The 21,033-nt window shown below is 59.5% G+C and carries 21 protein-coding genes; 12 read left to right on the top strand and 9 right to left on the bottom strand.

All coding sequences use genetic code 11. From position 1 onward, the window contains the following. Positions 1 to 56 precede the first annotated feature (56 nt). Positions 57 to 911 (bottom strand): shikimate dehydrogenase, encoded by an 855-nt coding sequence (locus JN524_RS20895; RefSeq protein WP_202370560.1) that lies wholly within the window; start codon positions 909 to 911, stop codon positions 57 to 59. Further along, positions 908 to 1,357, bottom strand: a complete 450-nt coding sequence (gene aroQ, locus JN524_RS20890; RefSeq protein WP_025108744.1) for a type II 3-dehydroquinate dehydratase — start codon at positions 1,355 to 1,357, stop codon at positions 908 to 910. Before aroQ ends, JN524_RS20895 begins: the two co-directional genes overlap by 4 nt. Before the next feature lie 329 nt (positions 1,358 to 1,686). Between aroQ and JN524_RS20885 the strand changes: the two genes are divergently transcribed. Both JN524_RS20885 and JN524_RS20880 read left to right on the top strand, forming a co-directional pair. After that, positions 1,687 to 2,115 carry a DUF4160 domain-containing protein gene (locus tag JN524_RS20885; RefSeq protein ID WP_202370559.1) on the top strand — a complete coding sequence of 143 codons (429 nt, stop codon included), beginning with the start codon at positions 1,687 to 1,689 and terminating at the stop codon, positions 2,113 to 2,115. After that, on the top strand, positions 2,112 to 2,558 hold the full coding sequence (locus JN524_RS20880) for a DUF2442 domain-containing protein (RefSeq protein ID WP_202370558.1): 447 nt from the start codon (positions 2,112 to 2,114) through the stop codon (positions 2,556 to 2,558). Before JN524_RS20885 ends, JN524_RS20880 begins: the two co-directional genes overlap by 4 nt. A gap of 55 nt (positions 2,559 to 2,613) precedes the next feature. Here the strand turns inward: JN524_RS20880 and trmA are convergent, their stop codons facing one another. Then, the gene (gene trmA / locus JN524_RS20875) at positions 2,614 to 3,693 is read right to left on the bottom strand and encodes a tRNA (uridine(54)-C5)-methyltransferase TrmA (protein WP_202370557.1); all 1,080 of its coding nucleotides are present in this window, start codon (positions 3,691 to 3,693) and stop codon (positions 2,614 to 2,616) included. Continuing rightward, positions 3,690 to 4,985 (bottom strand): NCS2 family permease, encoded by a 1,296-nt coding sequence (locus tag JN524_RS20870; RefSeq protein WP_007963748.1) that lies wholly within the window; start codon positions 4,983 to 4,985, stop codon positions 3,690 to 3,692. Before JN524_RS20870 ends, trmA begins: the two co-directional genes overlap by 4 nt. 224 nt (positions 4,986 to 5,209) lie before the next feature. Between JN524_RS20870 and JN524_RS20865 the strand changes: the two genes are divergently transcribed. Together JN524_RS20865 and JN524_RS20860 are read left to right on the top strand one after the other, a co-directional pair. Beyond that, positions 5,210 to 5,659: a DUF4879 domain-containing protein gene (locus tag JN524_RS20865; RefSeq protein ID WP_202370556.1), complete on the top strand. Its 450-nt coding sequence runs from the start codon at positions 5,210 to 5,212 to the stop codon at positions 5,657 to 5,659. 67 nt (positions 5,660 to 5,726) lie between these two features. Next, positions 5,727 to 6,278, top strand: coding sequence for a DJ-1 family glyoxalase III (locus JN524_RS20860; protein ID WP_166497165.1), 552 nt, complete (start codon positions 5,727 to 5,729; stop codon positions 6,276 to 6,278). Positions 6,279 to 6,284: 6 nt separating this feature from the next. Here the strand turns inward: JN524_RS20860 and JN524_RS20855 are convergent, their stop codons facing one another. After that, positions 6,285 to 7,523: an MFS transporter gene (locus JN524_RS20855; RefSeq protein WP_202370555.1), complete on the bottom strand. Its 1,239-nt coding sequence runs from the start codon at positions 7,521 to 7,523 to the stop codon at positions 6,285 to 6,287. Between the two features lie 530 nt (positions 7,524 to 8,053). Here JN524_RS20855 and JN524_RS20850 point away from each other — a divergent pair. The 3 genes from JN524_RS20850 to JN524_RS20840 all read left to right on the top strand — a co-directional run bounded on the left by JN524_RS20850 (position 8,054) and on the right by JN524_RS20840 (position 10,802). After that, complete coding sequence (locus tag JN524_RS20850; protein WP_202370554.1) at positions 8,054 to 9,496, top strand: cytochrome ubiquinol oxidase subunit I; 1,443 nt, start codon at positions 8,054 to 8,056, stop codon at positions 9,494 to 9,496. Positions 9,497 to 9,499: 3 nt separating this feature from the next. Next, on the top strand, positions 9,500 to 10,507 hold the full coding sequence (gene cydB, locus JN524_RS20845; protein WP_007963753.1) for a cytochrome d ubiquinol oxidase subunit II: 1,008 nt from the start codon (positions 9,500 to 9,502) through the stop codon (positions 10,505 to 10,507). Positions 10,508 to 10,634: 127 nt separating this feature from the next. Further along, a complete protein-coding gene (locus JN524_RS20840; RefSeq protein WP_202370553.1) occupies positions 10,635 to 10,802 on the top strand; it encodes a DUF2474 domain-containing protein in 168 nt (55 codons plus the stop codon). A 75-nt stretch (positions 10,803 to 10,877) separates the two neighbouring features. Here the strand turns inward: JN524_RS20840 and JN524_RS20835 are convergent, their stop codons facing one another. Together JN524_RS20835 and JN524_RS20830 are read right to left on the bottom strand one after the other, a co-directional pair. Then, positions 10,878 to 12,002, bottom strand: coding sequence for a methyltransferase (locus tag JN524_RS20835; RefSeq protein WP_202370552.1), 1,125 nt, complete (start codon positions 12,000 to 12,002; stop codon positions 10,878 to 10,880). 151 nt (positions 12,003 to 12,153) lie between these two features. Next, positions 12,154 to 12,882 carry an autoinducer binding domain-containing protein gene (locus tag JN524_RS20830; RefSeq protein ID WP_202370551.1) on the bottom strand — a complete coding sequence of 243 codons (729 nt, stop codon included), beginning with the start codon at positions 12,880 to 12,882 and terminating at the stop codon, positions 12,154 to 12,156. A 328-nt stretch (positions 12,883 to 13,210) separates the two neighbouring features. Here JN524_RS20830 and JN524_RS20825 point away from each other — a divergent pair, with 328 nt between their 5' ends. Next, entirely contained in the window at positions 13,211 to 13,987 is a 777-nt protein-coding gene (locus JN524_RS20825) for a ferredoxin--NADP reductase (protein WP_202370550.1), read from the top strand. A 42-nt stretch (positions 13,988 to 14,029) separates the two neighbouring features. Here JN524_RS20825 and mscL read toward each other — a convergent pair whose 3' ends face one another. Beyond that, a complete protein-coding gene (mscL, locus tag JN524_RS20820) occupies positions 14,030 to 14,443 on the bottom strand; it encodes a large-conductance mechanosensitive channel protein MscL (RefSeq protein WP_027612841.1) in 414 nt (137 codons plus the stop codon). 286 nt (positions 14,444 to 14,729) lie between these two features. Between mscL and katB the strand changes: the two genes are divergently transcribed. From katB to radA, 3 genes are read left to right on the top strand one after another with little or no spacing between them, the layout of a single operon-like run. Continuing rightward, positions 14,730 to 16,271 carry a catalase KatB gene (katB, locus tag JN524_RS20815; protein ID WP_202370549.1) on the top strand — a complete coding sequence of 514 codons (1,542 nt, stop codon included), beginning with the start codon at positions 14,730 to 14,732 and terminating at the stop codon, positions 16,269 to 16,271. A 60-nt stretch (positions 16,272 to 16,331) separates the two neighbouring features. Then, complete coding sequence (locus JN524_RS20810; RefSeq protein ID WP_202370548.1) at positions 16,332 to 16,868, top strand: ankyrin repeat domain-containing protein; 537 nt, start codon at positions 16,332 to 16,334, stop codon at positions 16,866 to 16,868. Positions 16,869 to 16,911: 43 nt separating this feature from the next. Then, positions 16,912 to 18,279: a DNA repair protein RadA gene (gene radA / locus JN524_RS20805; protein WP_007963764.1), complete on the top strand. Its 1,368-nt coding sequence runs from the start codon at positions 16,912 to 16,914 to the stop codon at positions 18,277 to 18,279. Between the two features lie 151 nt (positions 18,280 to 18,430). Here the strand turns inward: radA and JN524_RS20800 are convergent, their stop codons facing one another. Then, a complete protein-coding gene (locus JN524_RS20800; RefSeq protein ID WP_202370547.1) occupies positions 18,431 to 18,799 on the bottom strand; it encodes a PilZ domain-containing protein in 369 nt (122 codons plus the stop codon). A 159-nt stretch (positions 18,800 to 18,958) separates the two neighbouring features. Between JN524_RS20800 and JN524_RS20795 the strand changes: the two genes are divergently transcribed. Then, positions 18,959 to 21,025: a carbon starvation CstA family protein gene (locus tag JN524_RS20795; RefSeq protein ID WP_007963766.1), complete on the top strand. Its 2,067-nt coding sequence runs from the start codon at positions 18,959 to 18,961 to the stop codon at positions 21,023 to 21,025. Positions 21,026 to 21,033: the final 8 nt, after the last annotated feature.

Below are 21,033 nucleotides of genomic sequence, written 5' to 3'. Positions count from 1 at the left end.
GCAGCTCCTACACAAGGCCCTGTAGGAGCTGCCGAAGGCTGCGATCTTTTGATCTTTTAAGCGTTCATGCTTTGAAAATGCGCCAGCATCCGCTTTGCGTCCGGCACCACGCCGCTGAACAATTCAAACGCCTTCACCGCTTGAAACACCGCCATGTTGCCGCCGTCCAGCGTGCGGCAACCCAGCGCGCGGGCGTTGCGCAGCAGCTCCGTTTCCAGCGGGAAGTAAACGATCTCCGCAACCCACAATTCCTTGCGCAGCAACTCCACCGGCACTGGCATCCCCGGAAGTTTGGCCATGCCCATCGGCGTGGTATTCACCAGACCATCGGCCTGATTCAGCGTGCCCGGCAGATCACGCCCGGCCACCGCGCGGCCTGAGCCGAAATGCTGGTTGAGGTTGTTCGCCAGACTCTCGGCGCGCTCGCGGTCGACATCGAAAATACTCAGCTGCTGTACGCCTTCGCTCAACAACGCGTGGGCCACTGCCGCTCCCGCACCGCCGGCCCCCATTTGGACTACTCGCTCACGGGCGACATCGTGCAAGCCGCGACGAAAACCTTCGGCAAAACCCAGGCAATCAGTGTTGTGGCCGATGCGTTTGCCGTCCTTGAGCACCACGGTGTTGACTGCGCCGATGCCCCGGGCTTCCGGGGACAGTTCGTCGAGCAGCGGGATGATCGCCTGCTTGCACGGGAAAGTAATGTTCAGGCCGGTGTAGTTCATCCGCTCGGCGGCCTGCAGCAAGTCGGGCAGGGCGTTGCTGTCCAGATGCAACTGATCGAGATCAATCAGCCGATACAGGTAGCGCAAGCCTTGGGCGTCGCCCTCATGTTCATGCAGTGCTGGCGTGCGCGAGGCTTGAATGCCCGCACCGATCAGGCCAGCCAGTATTACCGGTTTACGGGTCATGCTGCGCGCCCCTTCAGTCGCTGACTGAAATGCTCCAGGGCCAGGCGATAGCCATGGCTGCCGAAGCCGCACATCACCGCCGTGGCGATGGCCGAGACGAACGAGTGGTGGCGGAAAGGCTCACGCGCATGCACGTTGGACAGGTGCACTTCGATCACCGGCAACTCACTGGCCACCAGCGCGTCGCGGATTGCCACCGAGGTGTGCGTCCACGCCGCCGGGTTGATCACGATCCCGGCGCAACGGCCGCGTGCCGCATGAATCCAGTCGAGCAATTCGCCTTCGTGATTGGTCTGGCGAAACTCCACGGCCAGGCCGAATTCTTCGGCAGCGCGGCCGCACAGAGCAGAAATATCAGCCAGGGTTTCGTGACCGTAGGTTGCCGGTTCACGTGTGCCGAGCAGGTTCAGGTTCGGGCCGTTGAGCACCAGAACGATAGGGGGCATGGGGCAAACTCCACTTATTGTTTTTGGCTTGGGCCGAAGGTTTCAGCCTGTGGAGGTAAAATGTACCAGATGGTTACCTTGGTCAATTGAACTGATTTAACCCGATGGTTTTGTGTTCGGTGATCGCACAAAAGCTACATCGCATTCAGATTTTCCGAATTGTATCGACAGTTTTGCTTACGTTTTTTCTCGAAGATGCAGCGCTTCCTCATCCGTGCCGACACTAGTCTGAATGTGGTGAAAGGCATTGGGGTGCTGTGCAGCACCGGCCGTCGGATTTGAAAGGAAAATCAAATCCTGAAACTTATTAACCTAACGGATGGGTTAGCATGAAAGTATGCAACTACAAGGGATTGTCGATAAGCATCATGTTGCGAGATGAGCATTGCCCGCCACATGTTCACGTTAATGCAGGCGCCTGGAATGCCCGGTTTCAGTTCAGTTTCTGGCACAACGACATTGATCTGTGGGATGTCGTGCCGCTTTCACGTCGACCGCCGCTGGCGGTGCTGGAAGGATTGTGCCGATCACTGGGGCAACCTGTTCATCTGCGTCGCGCACGAGGGATCTGGTGGTCAGTCTTGCAGACAGTTTGTCTAGACAATCAGGTGTGGGACTGCGAGTCAAACGAAGTTCCCGTGATGAAACCGGTCACCGCTACGACCTACAGGATCAGTTCGGCGCGCTATGAACCAGAAGCAGACAAGACTGTTCTGACATTGCTCGGCAAACTGGCAGGAGTTGAAATCGATTTATGAAAGTCATCAAGGCAAAGCCGCCCGTACATCGTCCGCTGACGGAAGAAATGCTCGATGCCGCGATAAAACGTGGCGAAGCGCGCCAAGCTAGCAGCTTGCAGGCTGTTTCTGTGACCTTTGAAAGCCCGTCTCTGGTCATTCGTTTTGAAGACGGCAGCGGTGTGTTGCTACCGGTGAGCCAGTATTCGGAGTTCGACGGGTTTGATTCAGACGATTATGCGAACCTGACAGTCGGCTATGCAGGCACTGCGCTTTGCCACGAGGGCAAAGACCTCGACGTTTCCATCTCCGGAATGATTTCGGCGAGCCCGTCACTCATGAGGATGGCGGCTTCGGTGGTTGCGTCGCGTAACGGTCGTCAAAGCAGTGCGGCAAAATCCGAAGCTGCACGAGCAAATGGCAAGAAGGGCGGGCGTCCACGTAAGACCGACACTGCACCGTAAGCAGGAACAAAAAAGCCGTCAATCACGGCGGCTTTCTCGTATCCGGCCTTCGCCATCAACGGCGGGTCAGCAACACCCCGGACTCCATGTGATGTGTCCATGGGAACTGGTCGAACATTGCACAGCGGGTGATGCGGTGCGTGTCGTGCAGTTGGGCGATGTTGGCCGCGAGGGTTTCCGGGTTGCAGGAGATGTACAGGATATTGTCGAAGCGCCGGGTCAGCTCGCAGGTGTCCGGGTCCATGCCGGCGCGCGGCGGGTCGACGAACACGCTGCCGAACTCGTAGCTTTTCAGGTCGATGCCTTGCAGGCGACGGAACGGACGCACTTCGTTCAGCGCTTCGGTCAGCTCTTCGGCGGACAGACGCACCAGCGTGACGTTATCCACAGCGTTTTCGCTGAGGTTGCTCAGTGCCGCGTTGACCGAGGTCTTGCTGATTTCGGTGGCCAGCACTTTGCGCACACGGGTGGCGAGCGGCAGGGTGAAGTTGCCGTTGCCGCAGTACAGCTCCAGCAGGTCATCAGTGCGATCACCCAATGCTTCATATGCCCAGTTGAGCATTTTCTGGTTCACCGTGCCGTTGGGCTGGGTGAACGCGCCTTCCGGCTGACGGTAGCTGAAGGTGCGACCGCCGACGTCGAGTTTTTCCACCACGTAATCGTGGCCGATGACTTCGCGCTTGCCCTTGGAACGCCCGATGACGCTGACGTTGAGATCAGCCGCCAACTTCGACGCGGCCGCATGCCAGTGCTCGTCCAGCGGACGGTGGTAGCACAGGGTGATCATCGCATCGCCAGCCAACGTGGTCAGGAACTCCACCTGGAACAACTTGTGGCTCAGCGCCGAACTGGCCTGCCATGCCGCCTTGAGCTGCGGCATCAACTGGTTGATGCGCAGGCTGGCAATCGGGAACTCTTCGATGAGGATCGGCGTGCGTTTGTCGTCCTGAGAAAACATCGCGTAGTGCCGTTCGCCGGCCTCGCGCCACAGGCGAAATTCCGCACGCAGGCGGAAGTTCTGCAGCGGCGAGTCGAACACGGTCGGCTCTGGCGCATCGAACGGGGCCAGCAGGTCACGCAAACGCGTGACCTTGTCTTCGAGCTGAGTGGCGTAGGCCTTGGAATCGAAAGTCATGCGTTGAACCAACCCAACTTGATCACAAACAGAATCGACAGAATCACCAGCGCCGGGTTCAGCTCACGGGCGCGGCCCGACAGCAGCTTGATCACGGTCCAGGAGATGAAACCGAAGGCGATGCCGTTGGCGATCGAGTAGGTGAACGGCATGGCCAGCGCGGTGACCACGACCGGTGCGGCGACGGTGATGTCTTCCCAGTCTATTTCCGCCAGGCCCGAAGTCATCAGCACGGCGACGAACAGCAGCGCCGGTGCGGTGGCGAATGCCGGAACACTGGCCGCCAGTGGCGAGAAGAACAGTGCCAACAGGAACAGGATCGCCACGACGATCGCCGTCAGGCCAGTGCGGCCGCCAGCGCTCACGCCGGCAGCGGATTCGATGTAGCTGGTGGTGGTCGAAGTACCCAGCAGCGAGCCGGCCATCGCCGCGGTGCTGTCGGCGATCAGTGCACGGCCCATTTTCGGCATGTGGCCGTCCTTGCCCATCAGGCCGGCGCGCTTGGCGACGCCGATCAGGGTGCCGGAGTTGTCGAACAGGTCGACGAACAGGAAGGCGAAGATCACGCTGACCAGACCGATGTCCAGTGCGCCCTTGATGTCCAGTTGCATGAAGGTCGGGGCCAGCGACGGTGGCATCGAGGTCACGCCGCCGAACGGGGTGAAGCCCATGGCGATGGAAATGATGGTCACTGCCAGAATGCCGATCAGCACTGCGCCGCGCACTTTCAGCGCTTCGAGGGCGACGATCAGGGCGAAGCCAAGGGTGGCGAGAATCGGCGCCGGGGCTTTCAGGTCACCGAGGCCGACCATGGTCGCCGGGTTGCTGACCACGATGCCCGCGTTGTGCAGGGCGATCAGCGCCAGGAACAGGCCGATACCGGCGGCAATCGCTGAGCGCAGCGGCAGCGGGATGCTGTTGATGATCCATTCGCGGATGCGGAAGATCGACAGCAGGAAGAAGCACACCGCCGAGATAAACACCGCGCCCAGCGCCACTTGCCAGGTGTGGCCCATGTGCAGGACCACGGTGTAAGTGAAGAAGGCGTTCAGGCCCATGCCCGGCGCAAGCGCGATCGGGTAATTGGCGATCAGGCCCATGATGGTCGAGCCGATGGCGGCTGCCAGACAGGTGGCGACGAACACTGCGCCCTTGTCCATGCCGGTCTCGCCGAGAATGCTCGGGTTGACGAACAGAATGTAGGCCATGGCCAGGAAGGTCGTGACGCCCGCCAGAATCTCGGTACGCACGTTGGTGTTGTGTGCCTTGAGTTGAAACAGCCTTTCCAGCATGTCTGCTCCCCGTGGCGCGCGCGGCGCCGTGAATGTATCGACCTCAACAGCAAAGCACAGACCGTCGCAAGCGCCTGGGAATTTGTGGTGGGCCGGAAAAAGCCGCGCATCATACCAGCAGCGTGAGGAATATGGCGGTTGTTGGTGCCGAACGTCGTCGAAGTTTTGCCGCAGGGTTATCTGCGCCATACTGCGCGCTGAATTTTTCGGGGAAACGCGATCACATGGGCAAGCGCTGGATGAAGGCTTTCTGGGTAATGGCCGGGCTGATGGCCGGGGCGACGGCGGCGCTGGCAGCCTCGGCGCCACCGTTGACGCAAGTGAAAGTGATCAAGGTTCAGTCGCCGGCCTGTGGCCTGGAGGACATTGCCGATAACCAGCCGCAAACCCAGTGCAATCACAGCGGCCCGAGTATCAAGGTGTATGTGCTGGAAGTCGGCTATGGCCAGAACCAGCCGCATGCCACGCTGGACGGTTTTGAAGTCAACGGCACCCGGGCGCCGGTGTGCGCTTTTGATAACGGCAATCTGACCGAGTGCACGCCCGGCAGCAAAACCGTTGGCTCGTTGTATACCTTCGATCTGGCGGGCAAGCAGGAAGGCACCTTCAGTTTCAGCAACACCTCGATCAACGCGCCACGCAACACGATGTCGACCCAGCTTTACATCAAGTAACGGCTGTCATCGAACAGGGCAAGGCAAAGCTGACTACGCTTTAAAGATCACTCAGCGGATGGCGCCCATGACCTTTAGAGCCCTGATTACCCTCGCCGAGGGCATCGATGATCTGCAAAGCGTAACCCTGATCGACGTGCTGCGCCGCGCCGGCGTCGAAGTCGTGGCGGCCAGCATCGAAGGCCGGCGCATGCTGACCTGCGCGCGCGGCACGCGCCTGACGGCGGATGGTATGCTGATTGATGTGCTGGCGCAGACCTTCGACCTGATCGTCTTGCCCGGTGGTGTTGTCGGTTCACAACATCTGGCGGCGCATCAGCCGCTGCAGCAATTGCTCAAGGACCAGGCCAGCGCCGGCCGCCTGTTCGCCGCCATCGCCGAAGCCCCGGCCATCGCCCTGCAAGCCTCAGGCGTATTACGCCAACGCCGCATGACCTGCCTGCCGAGTGCCAGTCATCAACTGTCGGGCTGTACGTTTGTTGATCAACCGGTGGTGGTCGACGGCAATTGCATCACCGCCCAAGGCTCCGGTGGCGCACTGGCGTTTGCCCTGACGCTGGTGGAGCAGCTTGGCGGCAAGGCGTTGCGGGCGAAAGTGGCGGGGGAGATGTTGGTTTGACGAGAGTCAGACCTTCGCCTCTTCCACCGGCACATGCATCCGGTCGCGTTTGGCCAGGGTCGGGAACAGTTTGATCCAGGTCCCGGTGACCACCAGCGTGCCGATTCCGCCCATCACCACCGCCGGGACGGTGCCGAACCAGTGCGCGGTGAGGCCGGATTCGAATTCGCCCAACTGGTTCGAGGCGCCGATGAACAGGCCGTTCACTGCGCTGACCCGGCCGCGCATTTCGTCGGGGGTTTCCAGTTGCACGAAGGAGGCGCGGATCACCATGCTGATCATGTCCGCCGCGCCGAGCACCACCAGCACGCCCAGCGAGAACCAGAACGAGGTCGACAGGCCAAAGGCGATGGTTGCCACGCCGAATATGCCGACGGCGGTGAACATCACCCGGCCAACATTGCGCTCTACGGCAAATCGCGCCAGAAACAGTGACATCCCCAACGCGCCAACCGCCGGCGCCGAGCGCAGCAGGCCCAGGCCCCAAGGCCCGGTAAGCAGGATGTCCTTGGCGAACACCGGCAGCAACGCGGTAGCGCCACCGAGCAACACCGCGAACAGATCCAGCGAGATCGCCCCGAGAATGTCCGGCCGGCTGCGAATGAAGCGGATACCCGCCAGCAACGAATCCAGCGTGGCCTTGCCTTTGTTCAGCGGTGTTTGCCGGGCGGGCAGGTTTAGCATCAAGGTGCAAGCGATGACGTAGAGCAATACCGTCGGGCCGTAGACCCAGACGCTGCCGAACGCGTAAAGCAAGCCACCGAGGGCCGGGGCGACAATGGTGGCTGACTGTTGAGCCGATTGCGCTGCGGCGACCGCCCGTGGAAACAGGGCGCTGGGCACGATGCTCGGCAGCAGCGCCTGGGTGGTCGGCATTTCGAAGGAGCGCGCCGCCCCGAGCAGGAAGGCGAGGATAAAGATCATTTCCCGGGTGACGTGGTCGGTCGCACTGCCGATGGCCAGTGCCAGGGCAATCAACGCCTGCAACGACTGACAGATCGCCGCGACCCGACGCCGGTCATAGCGGTCGGCGACATGCCCGGTGTGCAGCATGAACAGCACCCGTGGCGCGAACTCGACCAGCCCGACCAACCCCAGGTCGAGCACGTTGCCGGTCAACTGATACAGATTCCAGCCGATCGCCACGGTGAGCATCTGAAAACCGCTGGCGGTGAAGATCCGGGCGAACCAGAACGCGAGAAACGGACGATGGTGACGTAACAGCAGGGGCTCTTGGCTGGGCATCTGAAGGCAGGTCTGGCTCGAAGGGGAACGGCGAGGTTATCACCAGTCTGTAACAGGAAGTTGCTATGACAAAAAATTTAGTTAGCCAGACATCTATCGCTCCCTGGCATACCTCATCTCAATGTGGTGAGGGGATTTATCCCCGATCGGCTGCGCAGCAGTCGTAAAAAATTGACGACGCAACGAAACATCTGGGGCTGCTTCGCCGCCCATCGGGGATGAATCCCCTCACTACAGGTCGTGCAGCTCTGAGGAGTGTCTTTCAGAGCGTTACTCAGGCAATGAGGCAACTTGTCACGCGGCAAACGACCACGCCGTTCTTCGTCGGAAATGGGACTACTCTTTTAACGTTGCTTGATCCAGATCAAGACCCTCCCGGGCCATGCTCTGGTGGCCCGTTGGCCAGACTCCCTGCGTTGCGATGGCTGTTAAAAAAGAACGAATCAGAATTCGCCGCACTCCATATCCGTGGGGGCAGTAGGCAGGGGCCACAAGCCCCAATGCCGGTATTACCTGACAGAGGAAGACTTATGTTCGGTTTAGAGGCACTCGATCTCGCCCGAATTCAGTTCGCGTTCACCATCTCGTTCCACATCCTGTTCCCGGCCATCACCATTGGTCTGGCGAGCTACCTGGCGGTGCTCGAAGGGTTGTGGTTGAAAACCCATAACGACACCTACCGGGATCTCTACCACTTCTGGTCGAAGATCTTTGCCGTCAACTTCGGCATGGGTGTGGTCTCCGGCCTGGTCATGGCTTACCAGTTCGGCACCAACTGGAGCCGTTTCTCGGACTTCGCCGGTTCCGTCACCGGACCGTTGCTGACCTACGAGGTGCTCACGGCATTCTTCCTTGAGGCCGGTTTCCTCGGGGTGATGCTGTTCGGCTGGAACAAGGTCGGACGCAAACTGCACTTCTTCTCCACGGTGATGGTGGCGATCGGCACGCTGATCTCGACATTCTGGATTCTCGCTTCCAACAGCTGGATGCAGACGCCGCAAGGCTTCGAGATCGTCAACGGTCAGGTGATCCCGACCGACTGGCTGGCCATCGTGTTCAACCCCTCGTTCCCGTATCGCCTGATGCACATGGCGACCGCTGCGTTCGTGGCCACGGCGTTCTTCGTCGGCTCGTCGGCGGCCTGGCACCTGCTGCGCGGCAAGGACAACCCGGCGATCCGCACCATGCTGTCGATGGCGATGTGGATGGCGCTGATCGTCGCGCCGATCCAGGCGGTTATAGGTGACTTCCACGGCCTGAACACCCTTGAGCACCAGCCGGCGAAAATCGCTGCAATCGAAGGTCACTGGGAAAACAAAGGCAACGAAGCGACCCCGTTGATCCTGTTCGGCTGGCCGGACATGAAAGAAGAGAAAACCAAATTCGCCGTAGAGATCCCGTACCTCGGCAGCTTGATCCTGACCCACTCGCTGGACAAGCAAGTGCCGGCACTCAAGGAGTTCCCGCCTGAAGACCGGCCGAACTCGACCATTGTGTTCTGGTCGTTCCGGGTCATGGTCGGTCTCGGTTTCCTGATGATCTTCACCGGTCTGTGGAGCCTGTGGCTGCGCAAGCGCGATTCGCTCTACACCTCGCGGCCGTTCCTGTATCTGGCGCTGTGGATGGGGCCGTCCGGCCTGATCGCGATCCTCGCTGGCTGGTTCACCACCGAGATCGGTCGTCAGCCGTGGGTGGTCTACGGGCTGATGCGCACGGCGGATGCGTCCTCCAACCACAGCTTCATGCAGATGAGCATCACTCTGATCATGTTTGTCGTGGTGTATTTCGCGCTGTTCGGTGCGGGGCTCGGCTACATGATGCGTCTGGTGCGCAAAGGGCCGAAAACCGACGAAGGCAAGGAAACCAACGAAGGTGGTCCAGGCCAGAAACGCACACCGGCTCGGCCGTTGTCCGCGGCCGATGACGAAGGCACCGACGCTGACCCGCAGCGCAGCCTGGAAAAGGAGATTTGACTCATGGGTATTGATCTTCCGCTGATCTGGGCCGTGATCATCATCTTCGGCATCATGATGTACGTGGTCATGGACGGCTTCGACCTGGGGATCGGGATTCTCTTCCCGTTCATCCCGGGCAAGACCGACCGTGATGTAATGATGAACACCGTTGCCCCGGTTTGGGACGGCAATGAAACCTGGCTGGTATTGGGCGGCGCGGCATTGTTCGGCGCATTCCCGCTGGCCTACTCGGTGGTGCTGTCGGCGCTGTACCTGCCGTTGATCTTCATGCTGATCGGGTTGATTTTCCGCGGCGTGGCGTTCGAGTTCCGCTTCAAGGCCAAGGACGATAAGCGTCACCTGTGGGACAAGGCGTTCATCGGCGGCTCGGTGGCGGCGACGTTCTTCCAGGGCGTCGCACTCGGGGCCTTCATCGACGGTTTGCCGGTGGTCAATCGGCAATACGCTGGCGGCTCACTGGACTGGCTGACACCGTTCACCCTGTTCTGCGGCGCCGCGCTGGTGGTGGCCTATGCCTTGCTCGGCTGCACCTGGCTGATCATGAAGACCGAAGGCAAGTTGCAGGAGCAGATGCACAACCTTGCGCGGCCGCTGGCCTTCGTGCTGTTGGCGGTGATCGGCATCGTCAGTCTGTGGACGCCGCTGGCTCACCCCGAGATCGCGACACGCTGGTTCAGCATGCCGAATCTGTTCTGGTTCATGCCGGTGCCGATTCTGGTGCTGGTGACGCTGTACGGCTTGATTCGCGCGGTGGCGCGCAACGCCAACTACATGCCGTTCCTGCTGACCCTGGTGCTGATTTTCCTCGGCTACAGCGGTCTGGGCATCAGCCTGTGGCCGAACATCGTGCCGCCGTCGATCTCGATCTGGGACGCCGCCGCACCGCCGCAGAGCCAGGGCTTCATGCTGGTCGGTACGCTGTTCATCATCCCGTTCATCCTGGGTTATACCTTCTGGAGCTACTACGTGTTCCGCGGCAAGGTCACCCATGAAGACGGTTACCACTAAACTGTGTGAAATCTGTGTAGGAGCTACGGCACGCTGCGATCTTTTGATTTGAAAATCAGGATCAAAGGATCGCAGCCTCGTTTCACTCGACAGCTCCTACAGCGCGCTTTAACGGAGGAACGATGCAATGAACGGCAAAAATTCCCTGCACGAGATTGAAGAAGCCGAAAAAAAGCCGCTGTGGCAGCGGCTCGGTTGGTTGGCCCTGATCTGGATCGGTAGCGTCGGCGCGCTGTTCATTGCCGCCAGCCTGATGCGCCTGTTCATGAACGCGGCCGGTCTGACCACACACTGAAACATCCCGTCCCGCTGCCCTTGGGCACGGATTTATGACCCTCTGTACCGCGGAGGGTTTTTTTTGCCTGACGCTTTACTTGCGGGCTTTGAGAATCACGAATTTTGGTGTGGCTGCCACTTGCTCGACGCCACGGAACAGCCGCGCCAGTTTGCTGTGATAACCCAGATGACGGTTACCGACGATGTACAACGCACCGCCCACCACAAGCGCCTCGCGGGCCTGCTGGAACATGCGCCAGGCGAGGAAGTCACCCACCACCTGTTGTTGATGGAACGGCGGATTGCACAGCACCACGTCCAGCGATTGCGGCTCCTGCCCGGCCAGACCGTCGCCGGCGCGCACGATCACTTCTCGCTCGCCCAGTGCGGCGCGCCAGTTTTCGGCGGCCGATTGAACGGCCATGAACGACTCGTCGACCAGCGTGTAGTGCGCGTCGGGGTTGTGCAGGGCGCTGGCGATGGCCAGGACGCCGTTACCGCAACCAAGGTCGGCGACGCGGGCGCTGCCGAGGTTCTTGGGCAGGTGCGGGAGAAAGGCTCGGGTGCCGATATCCAGGCCTTCACGGCAGAACACGTTGGCGTGGTTGAGCAATTCGATGGCCGGCTCGTCCAGTTGATAACGCGAAGGGTAGGGCGAGGTCGCCGGAGCTTTGGTCTCGGGCGTCGCGATCAACAGGCGAGCTTTCTTCACCGCCAGTGAAGCCTGTACCGGGCCAATGTAACGCTCCAGCAGATCACCGGCTGCGCGCGGCAAATACTTGACCATGGCCGCTGCCACCACTTCGGCGCCAGGTGCCAGTTGCCCTTGCAGGCGAATCAGTTGTTCTTCCAGCAATGCCAGCGTCTTGGGCACGCGGATCAGCACTCGGTCGAACGGCCCGAGCAACGGCTCACTGGCCGCAATCCCGCGCACGGCATCAAATGCCAGGCCGTTGCGTACCAGGTTCTTTTCCAGTCCCTGGAATGCCAGAAACGAGTCGCCACTGCTGCTGACCTGAACCTTGCCCGCCAGACTCGCCGCCAGCGCTCCGAAGCTGTCATTGAGTACCAATACCCGGGTGTCTGCCACCGGTTGTTGCGCGGCCAGATGATTGAGCAGGTATTCGTCAGCCGCATCGAACGCTTGCAGCGGTTCATTCTGCTGCTCGGGCTGGCGGATCAGGTCGAGTTGGGCGAAGGGCGTTTCGAGCAAGGGCATGGTACGGGAACTCTGGTTAATCAACGGGTGGCCCGCAGCCCAGGGCGTCGCGCAGCGGAACCGTCCGAGTGAAATACAACGTCAAGGTTCACGTCATCACTCAGGAAGGTCGCAAATGGTACGTTTTTTTCCGTTGAAATACTCGCAGCTTTTAGTGGGCAGGCATGTCGAGAAGGCCGCAACTCTTGGCAGCCATGACCGCAGAAATCTTGTTGCAGACGTTCAGTTTGAGAATCACGTTTTGCACGTGGTAATTCACGGTCCGTTCGCTCAGGCAGAGGATCCTGGCAATCTCATAGGCCGTCTTGCCGAGCGCCGAGAGCTTGAGCACTTCCAGTTCTCGCGGTGAAAGGCGCGGGGGCGCGGGCTTTTTGACCGGTTTGGGCAAGGTTTTGGCGAACAGGTCACTCAGGTGGCTGGTCGCGTAAAACATGTAGCCAAAATGCTCGTACAACTCCAGCGGGCTCAGTGGGCCATTTTTTCTGACAAGGCTGAGCGTACTGCACAGGCCGGTGGCTTCATGGTGAAACGACTGCGACCAGCCGTGACGCAGTCCATGTTTCTGTTGGGCATCCCATAGCGGCAAGGTTTGCGAAAACACGTCCTGGGTCCAGACAATCGGCAGCATCGAATGATTGCAGTGTGCTATTACCGGATCGATTTTGCTGTAGCTCTGTTTTTCATAAAGTTGATTCCACTCCTTCGGATAGTTATTGATTCGCAAAGTTTTGAAGTCAGCGTTCCGATTGGTTGGTGTCAATGAGATAGCACAAAAATTGAATCCAATGTTTTGAGCGAATCGCAGCAGGATCGGATAAGCAGTCTCTATTTCCCTTGCTAAAGTCAGTTGCTTTAATTGCGACTCCTTCCACATTTCCATCACTCACTCTCCATGAGTCTTTCCTGGGGTGCTTTTTTGGATCCAATTGGATCATGCACGCAATCGAGTGTAGGACAGGTCTTACACGCAGCGTTGAATTTTTTTGCTCTTATGGGGGGCGTTAGTTGGCGGAAAAGTTCTTACTCGTCAATAACGCATTGTATTTAACCTGTCATTCAACGTGGCTATGCATAACGCTGTATTAACTGTATATGAGTTTACTTCTCATTGAGCTGGGCTCCGTGAATAGGAAGTCATTACAAAACCAGTGGTGTTTATGCTCTGAGTTTGCGCGAGACTGTCAGGGTCTTTTCTGTGGAGTGCCCCCATGACTGTCAGCGCAGAGAAATTTACTGCCCAGACCTTGCTCGACGTGCAGCCTTTGACCCCCAGTCTGTTTACCCTGCGCACCACGCGCGATAAGGGCTTCAGGTTTCGCGCGGGACAATTCGCGCGCCTGGGGGTGACCAAGACTGATGGCAGCACGGTCTGGCGTGCCTACTCGATGGTCTCTTCACCCTTCGACGAGTTTCTCGAGTTCTTCTCCATCGTGGTGCCGGGTGGCGAATTCACCAGTGAACTTAGTCGCTTGCAGGTCGGCGATACCCTGCTGGTGGAACGCCAGGCCTTTGGTTACCTGACGCTGGATCGGTTTGTCGACGGTCGGGATTTGTGGCTGTTATCCACCGGGACCGGGGTTGCGCCGTTTCTGTCGATTCTGCAGGACTTCGAAGTGTGGGAGCGATTCGAGCGGATCATTCTGGTGTACAGCGTGCGTGAGGCCCGGGAGCTGGCCTACCAGTCATTGATTGCTGAGCTGTCCAGGCGTGATTACCTGGCAGAACACGCCCATAAACTGCAGTTCATTCCCACCGTTACCCGAGAAAAGTTTCCTGGTGCCTTGCATGGGCGTATTACCAGCCTGATTGAAAGCGGCGAGCTGGAGCGTGAAGCCGGCGTTGAACTGGCCCCCGAGCACTCGCGCGTCATGCTGTGCGGCAATCCGCAGATGATCGACGACACCCGGGCATTGCTGAAGAAACGCCACATGAGCCTGAGCCTGACGCGGCGGCCGGGACAGGTGGCGGTGGAAAACTACTGGTAAAAAAACGGCGCCATCAGGCGCCGTTCTTTATTCATCAAGCAGTCAAGGCCGGTTGTTCTGGGCTTTGAGCAGGTCGCGGATCTCACCGAGCAACTCTTCTTCCTTGGTCGGAACCGGTGGCAGGGAAGGGGCTACGGCTTCTTCGCGTTTAAGGCGGTTGATGGCTTTGACACCCATGAAGATCGCGAAGGCGACGATCACGAAGTCCAGAATGCTCTGGATGAATTTACCGTAAGCCATGACCACGGCAGGGGCGTTGCCCTCGGCGGCTTTTAGCGTGATGGCCAGATCACTGAAGTCCACCCCTCCGATCAACAGGCCGATTGGCGGCATGATCACGTCGCCGACAAACGACGAAACGATTTTGCCGAAGGCGGCACCGATGATGATACCGACGGCCATGTCGACCACATTGCCTTTGACCGCGAAGGCCTTGAACTCACTTAGCACGCCCATAGGTTATTTCCTTGTTACAGATGAGTTTGGTGTACGCAGTGTAAATCAGCAAAACGCGTCCTGCGCGAAACACCTTCTTACAATGCCCGTTTTTATCGACACATGAATCGACGATTAGTTTGCAAAGTGCCACTAATCGCGCGCGAAATACGCTGTAAATCGCTGATCGCAAAGCCATTTTTTTCAATCGTCGGGTTACGAACTTTCTATTTATGTTCACCGGCATAGCCCTCTAGCCTCTGGTTGGCGCACCTGGATGCGCCCAAAAAAACCAGAGGAACCTGATATGAATTCCACTCTTGGACTGGGGGCTTTTCCCCATCGCCGTACGCTCGGCGTGCTTACCGCCAGCTTGCTGACCTTCTCCGTGCACGCCGCGCCCCTGACCCGGGATAACGGCGCAGCGGTCGGCGATAATCAGAATTCGCAGACCGCCGGCGCCACCGGCCCGGTGCTGCTGCAGGATGTGCAACTGATCCAGAAGCTCCAGCGTTTTGATCGTGAGCGCATTCCCGAGCGCGTGGTGCATGCCCGCGGTACCGGTGCCCATGGCACGTTCACGGTGACCAACGATCTCAGCGACCTGAGCAAGGCCAAGGTGTTCGCTGCCGGGCAGGTGACGCCAGTGTTCGTGCGCTTCTCCGCAGTGGTACACGGTAACCACTCACCGGAAACCTTGCGTGATCCACGGGGTTTTGCCACCAAGTTCTACACCGCCGACGGCAATTGGGACCTGGTGGGCAACAACTTCCCGACCTTTTTCATCCGCGATGCGATCAAGTTTCCGGACATGGTCCACGCCTTCAAGCCCGATCCACGTACCAACCTTGACGATGACTCGCGTCGTTTCGACTTCTTCTCCCATGTGCCGGAAGCTACTCGCACGCTGACCGAGCTGTATTCCAATTCGGGTACTCCAGCCAGTTATCGGGAGATGGACGGTAATGGCGTGCATGCCTACAAGTTGGTTAACGCCAAAGGCGAAGTGCACTATGTGAAGTTTCACTGGAAAAGTTTGCAGGGCATCAAAAACCTGACACCTGAACAAGTCGAAAAAGTTCAGGGCAAGGATTACAGTCATATGACTAATGATCTGGTCAGTCATATCAACAAGGGTGATTTCCCGAAATGGGACTTGTACATCCAAGTGCTGAATCCGCAAGATTTGTCCAAGTTTGATTTCGATCCATTGGACGCTACCAAGATCTGGCCAAATGTTCCTGAGCGAAAAGTTGGACAAATGGTGTTGAACCGTAATCCAGCCAACGTGTTCCAGGAAACCGAACAAGTTGCGATGGCTCCGGCCAATGTTGTGCCGGGTATCGAACCTTCAGAAGATCGTCTGTTGCAAGGCCGAGTGTTTTCTTATGCCGATACGCAAATGTATCGTCTGGGGGCCAATGCCCTGCAGTTGCCGATCAACGCGCCAAAAGTTGCCGTCAACAATGGCAATCAGGACGGTGCGATGAACTTTGCAGCCACGCAGTCTGGCGTGAACTATCAGCCAAGCCGCCTGCAACCGCGTGAAGAGCCGCAAAGCGCGCGTTACAGCCAGCTGGCACTGTCGGGCAGCACCCAGCAGGCGAAGATTCAGCGTGAGCAGAACTTCAAACAGGCCGGTGATCTGTATCGATCGTTCAGCCAGCAGGAACGTCAGGATCTGATCGCCAGCTTCGGCGGTTCGCTGGCGACCGCCGATGAGGAGAGCAAGCACATTATCCTGTCCTTCCTTTATAAGGCCGATCCGGAATACGGCACCGGGGTGACCAACGTGGCCAAGGGAGACCTGAGCCGGGTCAAGGCGCTGGCGGCGAAACTGGTCGACTGATCTCGACGCCATGCCATGCGGGGCCTGATTCAGGCCCCGTTCTGCCCAAGGAGAGCGTTTATGCGTGCCTTTCTTTTACTGTTGTTCGGATGCCTGTCCTTCACAGCGCAGGCCGGGCAAAGCCCTGAGGCGATCAAGGCGCAGTTGCAGGATTACTATTTCGATGCCGCCCGGCGTGGCGATGTGCCGATGCTCGAGACCTTTATCGAGTCCGGTTATTCCCTCGATACGCGCGACAGCAAGGGCTACACCGCTTTGATTCTGGCGGCGTATCACGGCCAAGACGCGGCAGTTGACCGGTTACTGGCGGCGGGCGCTGATGCCTGCGCGCAGGACCAGCGTGGCAACACGGCGTTGATGGGGGCGATTTTCAAAGGCGAGATTCAGATCGCCCGACGGTTGATGGCCACTGATTGCAGCCCCGATCAGCGCAACGGCGCAGGCCAGACTGCGGCGATGTACGCCGGGTTGTTCAAGCGTGTCGAACTGCTCGATGCGCTCAAGGCCAAAGGCGCCGATCTCAATGCCGAAGATCCGCTGGGCAATAGCGCCGCGCGTCTGGCCAACGGCGAAATCCGTACCGCCGCGCCGCGCTGAGCGGTGGCTGCGTTATCATCGCGGTTTTTGCCGAGGGATCCAGATGGCCAAGGCCAAGCGCATGTACGGCTGCACCGAGTGCGGCGCAACCTTTCCCAAGTGGGCGGGCCAGTGCGGCGAGTGCGGCGCCTGGAACACCCTGACCGAAACCATGATCGAAAGCGGCGGGGCCACGGCGCCCACCGGGCGTACCGGCTGGGCCGGGCAGCAGGCGCAGATCAAGACCCTGGCCGAAGTCAGCATCGAGGAGATTCCGCGCTTCTCCACCGCGTCCGGTGAGCTGGATCGGGTCTTAGGTGGCGGTCTGGTCGACGGCTCGGTGGTGTTGATCGGTGGTGACCCGGGCATCGGCAAGTCGACGATTCTGTTGCAGACCCTGTGCAACCTCGCCAAGAGCATGCCGGCGCTGTACGTCACCGGCGAAGAGTCCCAGCAGCAAGTGGCGATGCGTGCCCGGCGTCTGGGTCTGCCCCAGGATCAACTGCGGGTGATGACCGAAACCTGCATCGAAACCATCATCGCCACCGCCCGCCAGGAAAAGCCCAAGGTGATGGTGATCGACTCGATCCAGACCATTTTCACCGAACAACTGCAATCAGCGCCGGGTGGCGTCTCGCAGGTACGTGAGAGCGCGGCGTTGCTGGTGCGTTATGCCAAGCAGAGCGGCACGGCGATTTTCCTCGTCGGTCACGTCACCAAGGAAGGCGCGCTCGCCGGTCCACGGGTGCTCGAGCACATGGTCGATACCGTGCTGTATTTCGAAGGCGAATCCGATGGCCGTTTGCGTTTGTTGCGGGCGGTGAAGAACCGTTTCGGTGCCGTCAACGAGCTGGGTGTGTTCGGCATGACCGACAAGGGCCTGAAAGAAGTCTCCAACCCGTCGGCGATTTTTCTGACCCGTGCCCAGGAAGAAGTCCCGGGCAGTGTGGTCATGGCGACGTGGGAAGGCACCCGGCCGATGCTGGTGGAAGTGCAGGCGCTGGTGGATGACAGTCATCTGGCCAATCCGCGCCGCGTGACGTTGGGCCTTGATCAGAACCGATTGGCAATGTTGTTGGCGGTATTGCACCGTCACGGTGGTATTCCGACCCACGACCAGGACGTGTTCCTCAACGTGGTCGGCGGGGTGAAGGTGTTGGAGACAGCATCGGATCTGGCGTTGATGGCGGCGGTGATGTCGAGCTTGCGCAACCGGCCGTTGCCGCATGATTTGCTGGTGTTTGGTGAAGTCGGTTTGTCCGGCGAAGTGCGCCCGGTGCCGAGCGGGCAGGAGCGCTTGAAGGAAGCGGCCAAGCATGGCTTCAAACGGGCAATCGTGCCCAAGGGCAATGCGCCGAAGGAGGCGCCGCCGGGGTTGCAGATCATTGCCGTGACCCGGCTGGAACAAGCGCTCGACGCACTCTTCGAATAGCTGCCATTGCCTTGATTGAATGAAAACCTGTGGTGAGGGGATTTATCCCCGATGGGCTGCGCAGCAGACCCGGATTTATCAGGGCCGCTCCGCGCCCCATCGGGGATAAATCCCCTCACCACACGGTTGTTTCCACAGATCGATTTGGGGGCTAGATTTCGATCAGTGCGCGGAGTTCGCGCTCAAGCCCGGCTTCGTCAGCCAGATTCAGTTCGATCAACCGCCGCAAGCGCTGGATCGATTCCAGGCTGATATGCCGGCATTCAAACCCCAGTTGCCCGTGATCCTCGTGGGCCAGATGCACATCCATCTGAATATTCACGTCATCGCTCAGATGAATGTCGACGAAGAAATCCTGCTCCTTGTCCCCCAGCCACGGCTCCGGCTTCTCGATCAGCAAGCCCTTGAGCGACAGGTCGATCAACTTCACCGGCCAGATGAAGTGGCCCTGACTCAGCTCGGTTCTGGCATCGAACGCAATACGTTTGAAGCGACGGCGATTGGCTGGGTGTTCGCTCATGGCGCAATCCTCGGAAGAGTTCGCTGACTATAGACCCGACCATTGGGTGGCTGCCAATCAACCAGGCGTCTAGACCAACGTCGGGGTATGGCCTTTGGCGCCGTAAGCGCTAAACTCGGGGTGGCTGTCTTTCTTGTCCACCCTGGCTGGAATAATAAAATGAAAAATAATAATAGCCTGCTACGCCACTTACCCTGGCTAGTGCTGGCAATCGTAGGAGCGTGCGCCCTGGGCGTAGTGGCATTGCGCCGAGGAGAGGCGATCAACGCCTTGTGGATCGTGGTCGCGGCCGTGGCCATCTACCTGGTTGCGTACCGTTACTACAGTCTGTTCATCGCCAACAATGTGATGCAACTCGATCCGCGTCGGGCCACCCCCGCCGTGCTCAACAACGACGGTCTGGACTACGTTCCAACCAACAAACACATTCTTTTCGGTCACCACTTCGCGGCCATCGCCGGCGCAGGGCCTCTGGTCGGCCCGGTATTGGCGGCGCAGATGGGCTATCTGCCCGGCACGCTGTGGCTGATTGCCGGGGTGGTGCTGGCGGGCGCGGTGCAGGACTTCATGGTCCTGTTCATGTCGACCCGGCGCAACGGCCGTTCGCTGGGCGACATGGTGCGTGAAGAAATGGGCCGCATCCCCGGCACCATCGCCCTGTTCGGCTGCTTCCTGATCATGATCATCATCCTCGCGGTGCTGGCGCTGATCGTGGTGAAAGCCCTGGCTGAAAGCCCGTGGGGTATCTTCACCGTGATGGCGACCATCCCGATCGCGATGTTCATGGGCATCTACATGCGCTACATCCGTCCGGGCCGCATTGGCGAGATCTCGGTCATTGGCGTGTTGCTGCTGCTCGGTTCGATCTGGCTCGGTGGGCAGATTGCCGCTGATCCGGTGTGGGCCAAGGCTTTCAGCTTCACCGGCGTGCAAATCACCTGGATGCTGATCGGTTACGGCTTCGTCGCCGCCGTGTTGCCGGTGTGGCTGATTCTGGCGCCGCGCGACTACCTGTCGACCTTCCTCAAGATCGGCACCATCATTGCCCTGGCGATCGGCATTCTGGTGACCATGCCCGAGCTGAAAATGCCGGCGCTGACTCAGTTCGTCGACGGCACCGGGCCGGTGTGGAAGGGCGGTCTGTTCCCCTTCCTGTTCATCACCATCGCTTGCGGTGCGGTATCGGGTTTCCACGCGCTGATCTCTTCGGGCACCACGCCGAAGCTGCTGGATAACGAAACCAACGCGCGCTACATCGGTTACGGCGGCATGCTGATGGAATCGTTTGTGGCGATCATGGCCATGGTTGCCGCTTCGGTGATCGAGCCGGGCGTGTACTTCGCCATGAACAGCCCGGCCGCCGTGGTCGGCGGTGACGTCGCTTCGGTGGCGCAGATGGTCAGCAGCTGGGGCTTCGCGATCACGCCGGAGGCGCTGCAAGCGGTGGCTCACGACATCGGCGAAACCACCATCCTCGCCCGTGCCGGCGGTGCGCCGACCCTGGCAGTCGGCATCGCGCAGATCCTGCACAGTGTCCTGCCGGGTGAAAACACCATGGCGTTCTGGTACCACTTCGCGATCCTGTTCGAAGCGCTGTTCATTCTGACTGCTGTAGACGCCGGTACCCGTGCCGGGCGCTTCATGCTGCAGGACCTGCTCGGCTCCTTCGTTCCGGCGCTCAAGCGTACCGAATCGTGGACCGCCAACCTGATCGCCACCGCCGGTTGTGTGGCGATGTGGGGCTGGTTGCTGTATCAGGGCGTGATCGATCCACTGGGCGGCATCAACACCCTGTGGCCACTGTTCGGTATCTCCAACCAGATGCTGGCCGGTATCGCGCTGATGCTCGGCACCGTGGTCCTGATCAAGATGAAGCGTCAGCGCTACATCTGGGTCACCCTGCTGCCAGCCGCCTGGCTGCTGATCTGTACCACCACTGCAGGCTTCATCAAGCTGTTCGACGCCAACCCGGCGATCGGCTTCCTGTCGCTGGCCAAGAAGTACAGCGATGCGCTGGCCGCCGGCCAGGTGATTGCCCCGGCCAAGAGCATCGAACAGATGCAGCACGTGATCTTCAACGCCTACACCAACGCAACGCTCACCGCGCTGTTCCTGTTCGTGGTCTTCAGCATCCTGTTCTATGCGCTCAAGGTCGGCATCGCCGCCTGGGGCAAAAAAGAGCGTACGGATAAAGAATCGCCATTCCAGGCCCTGCCGGACGCGTAAACAGAGGA

Origin of the sequence: Pseudomonas sp. MWU318 (genome assembly GCF_016756945.1) — a bacterium.
Classification (GTDB): Bacteria; Pseudomonadota; Gammaproteobacteria; order Pseudomonadales; family Pseudomonadaceae; genus Aquipseudomonas; species Aquipseudomonas putida_A.
The sequence above is the reverse complement of the archived record's forward strand: the minus strand, read 5'-3'. Positions and strand labels throughout refer to the sequence as shown.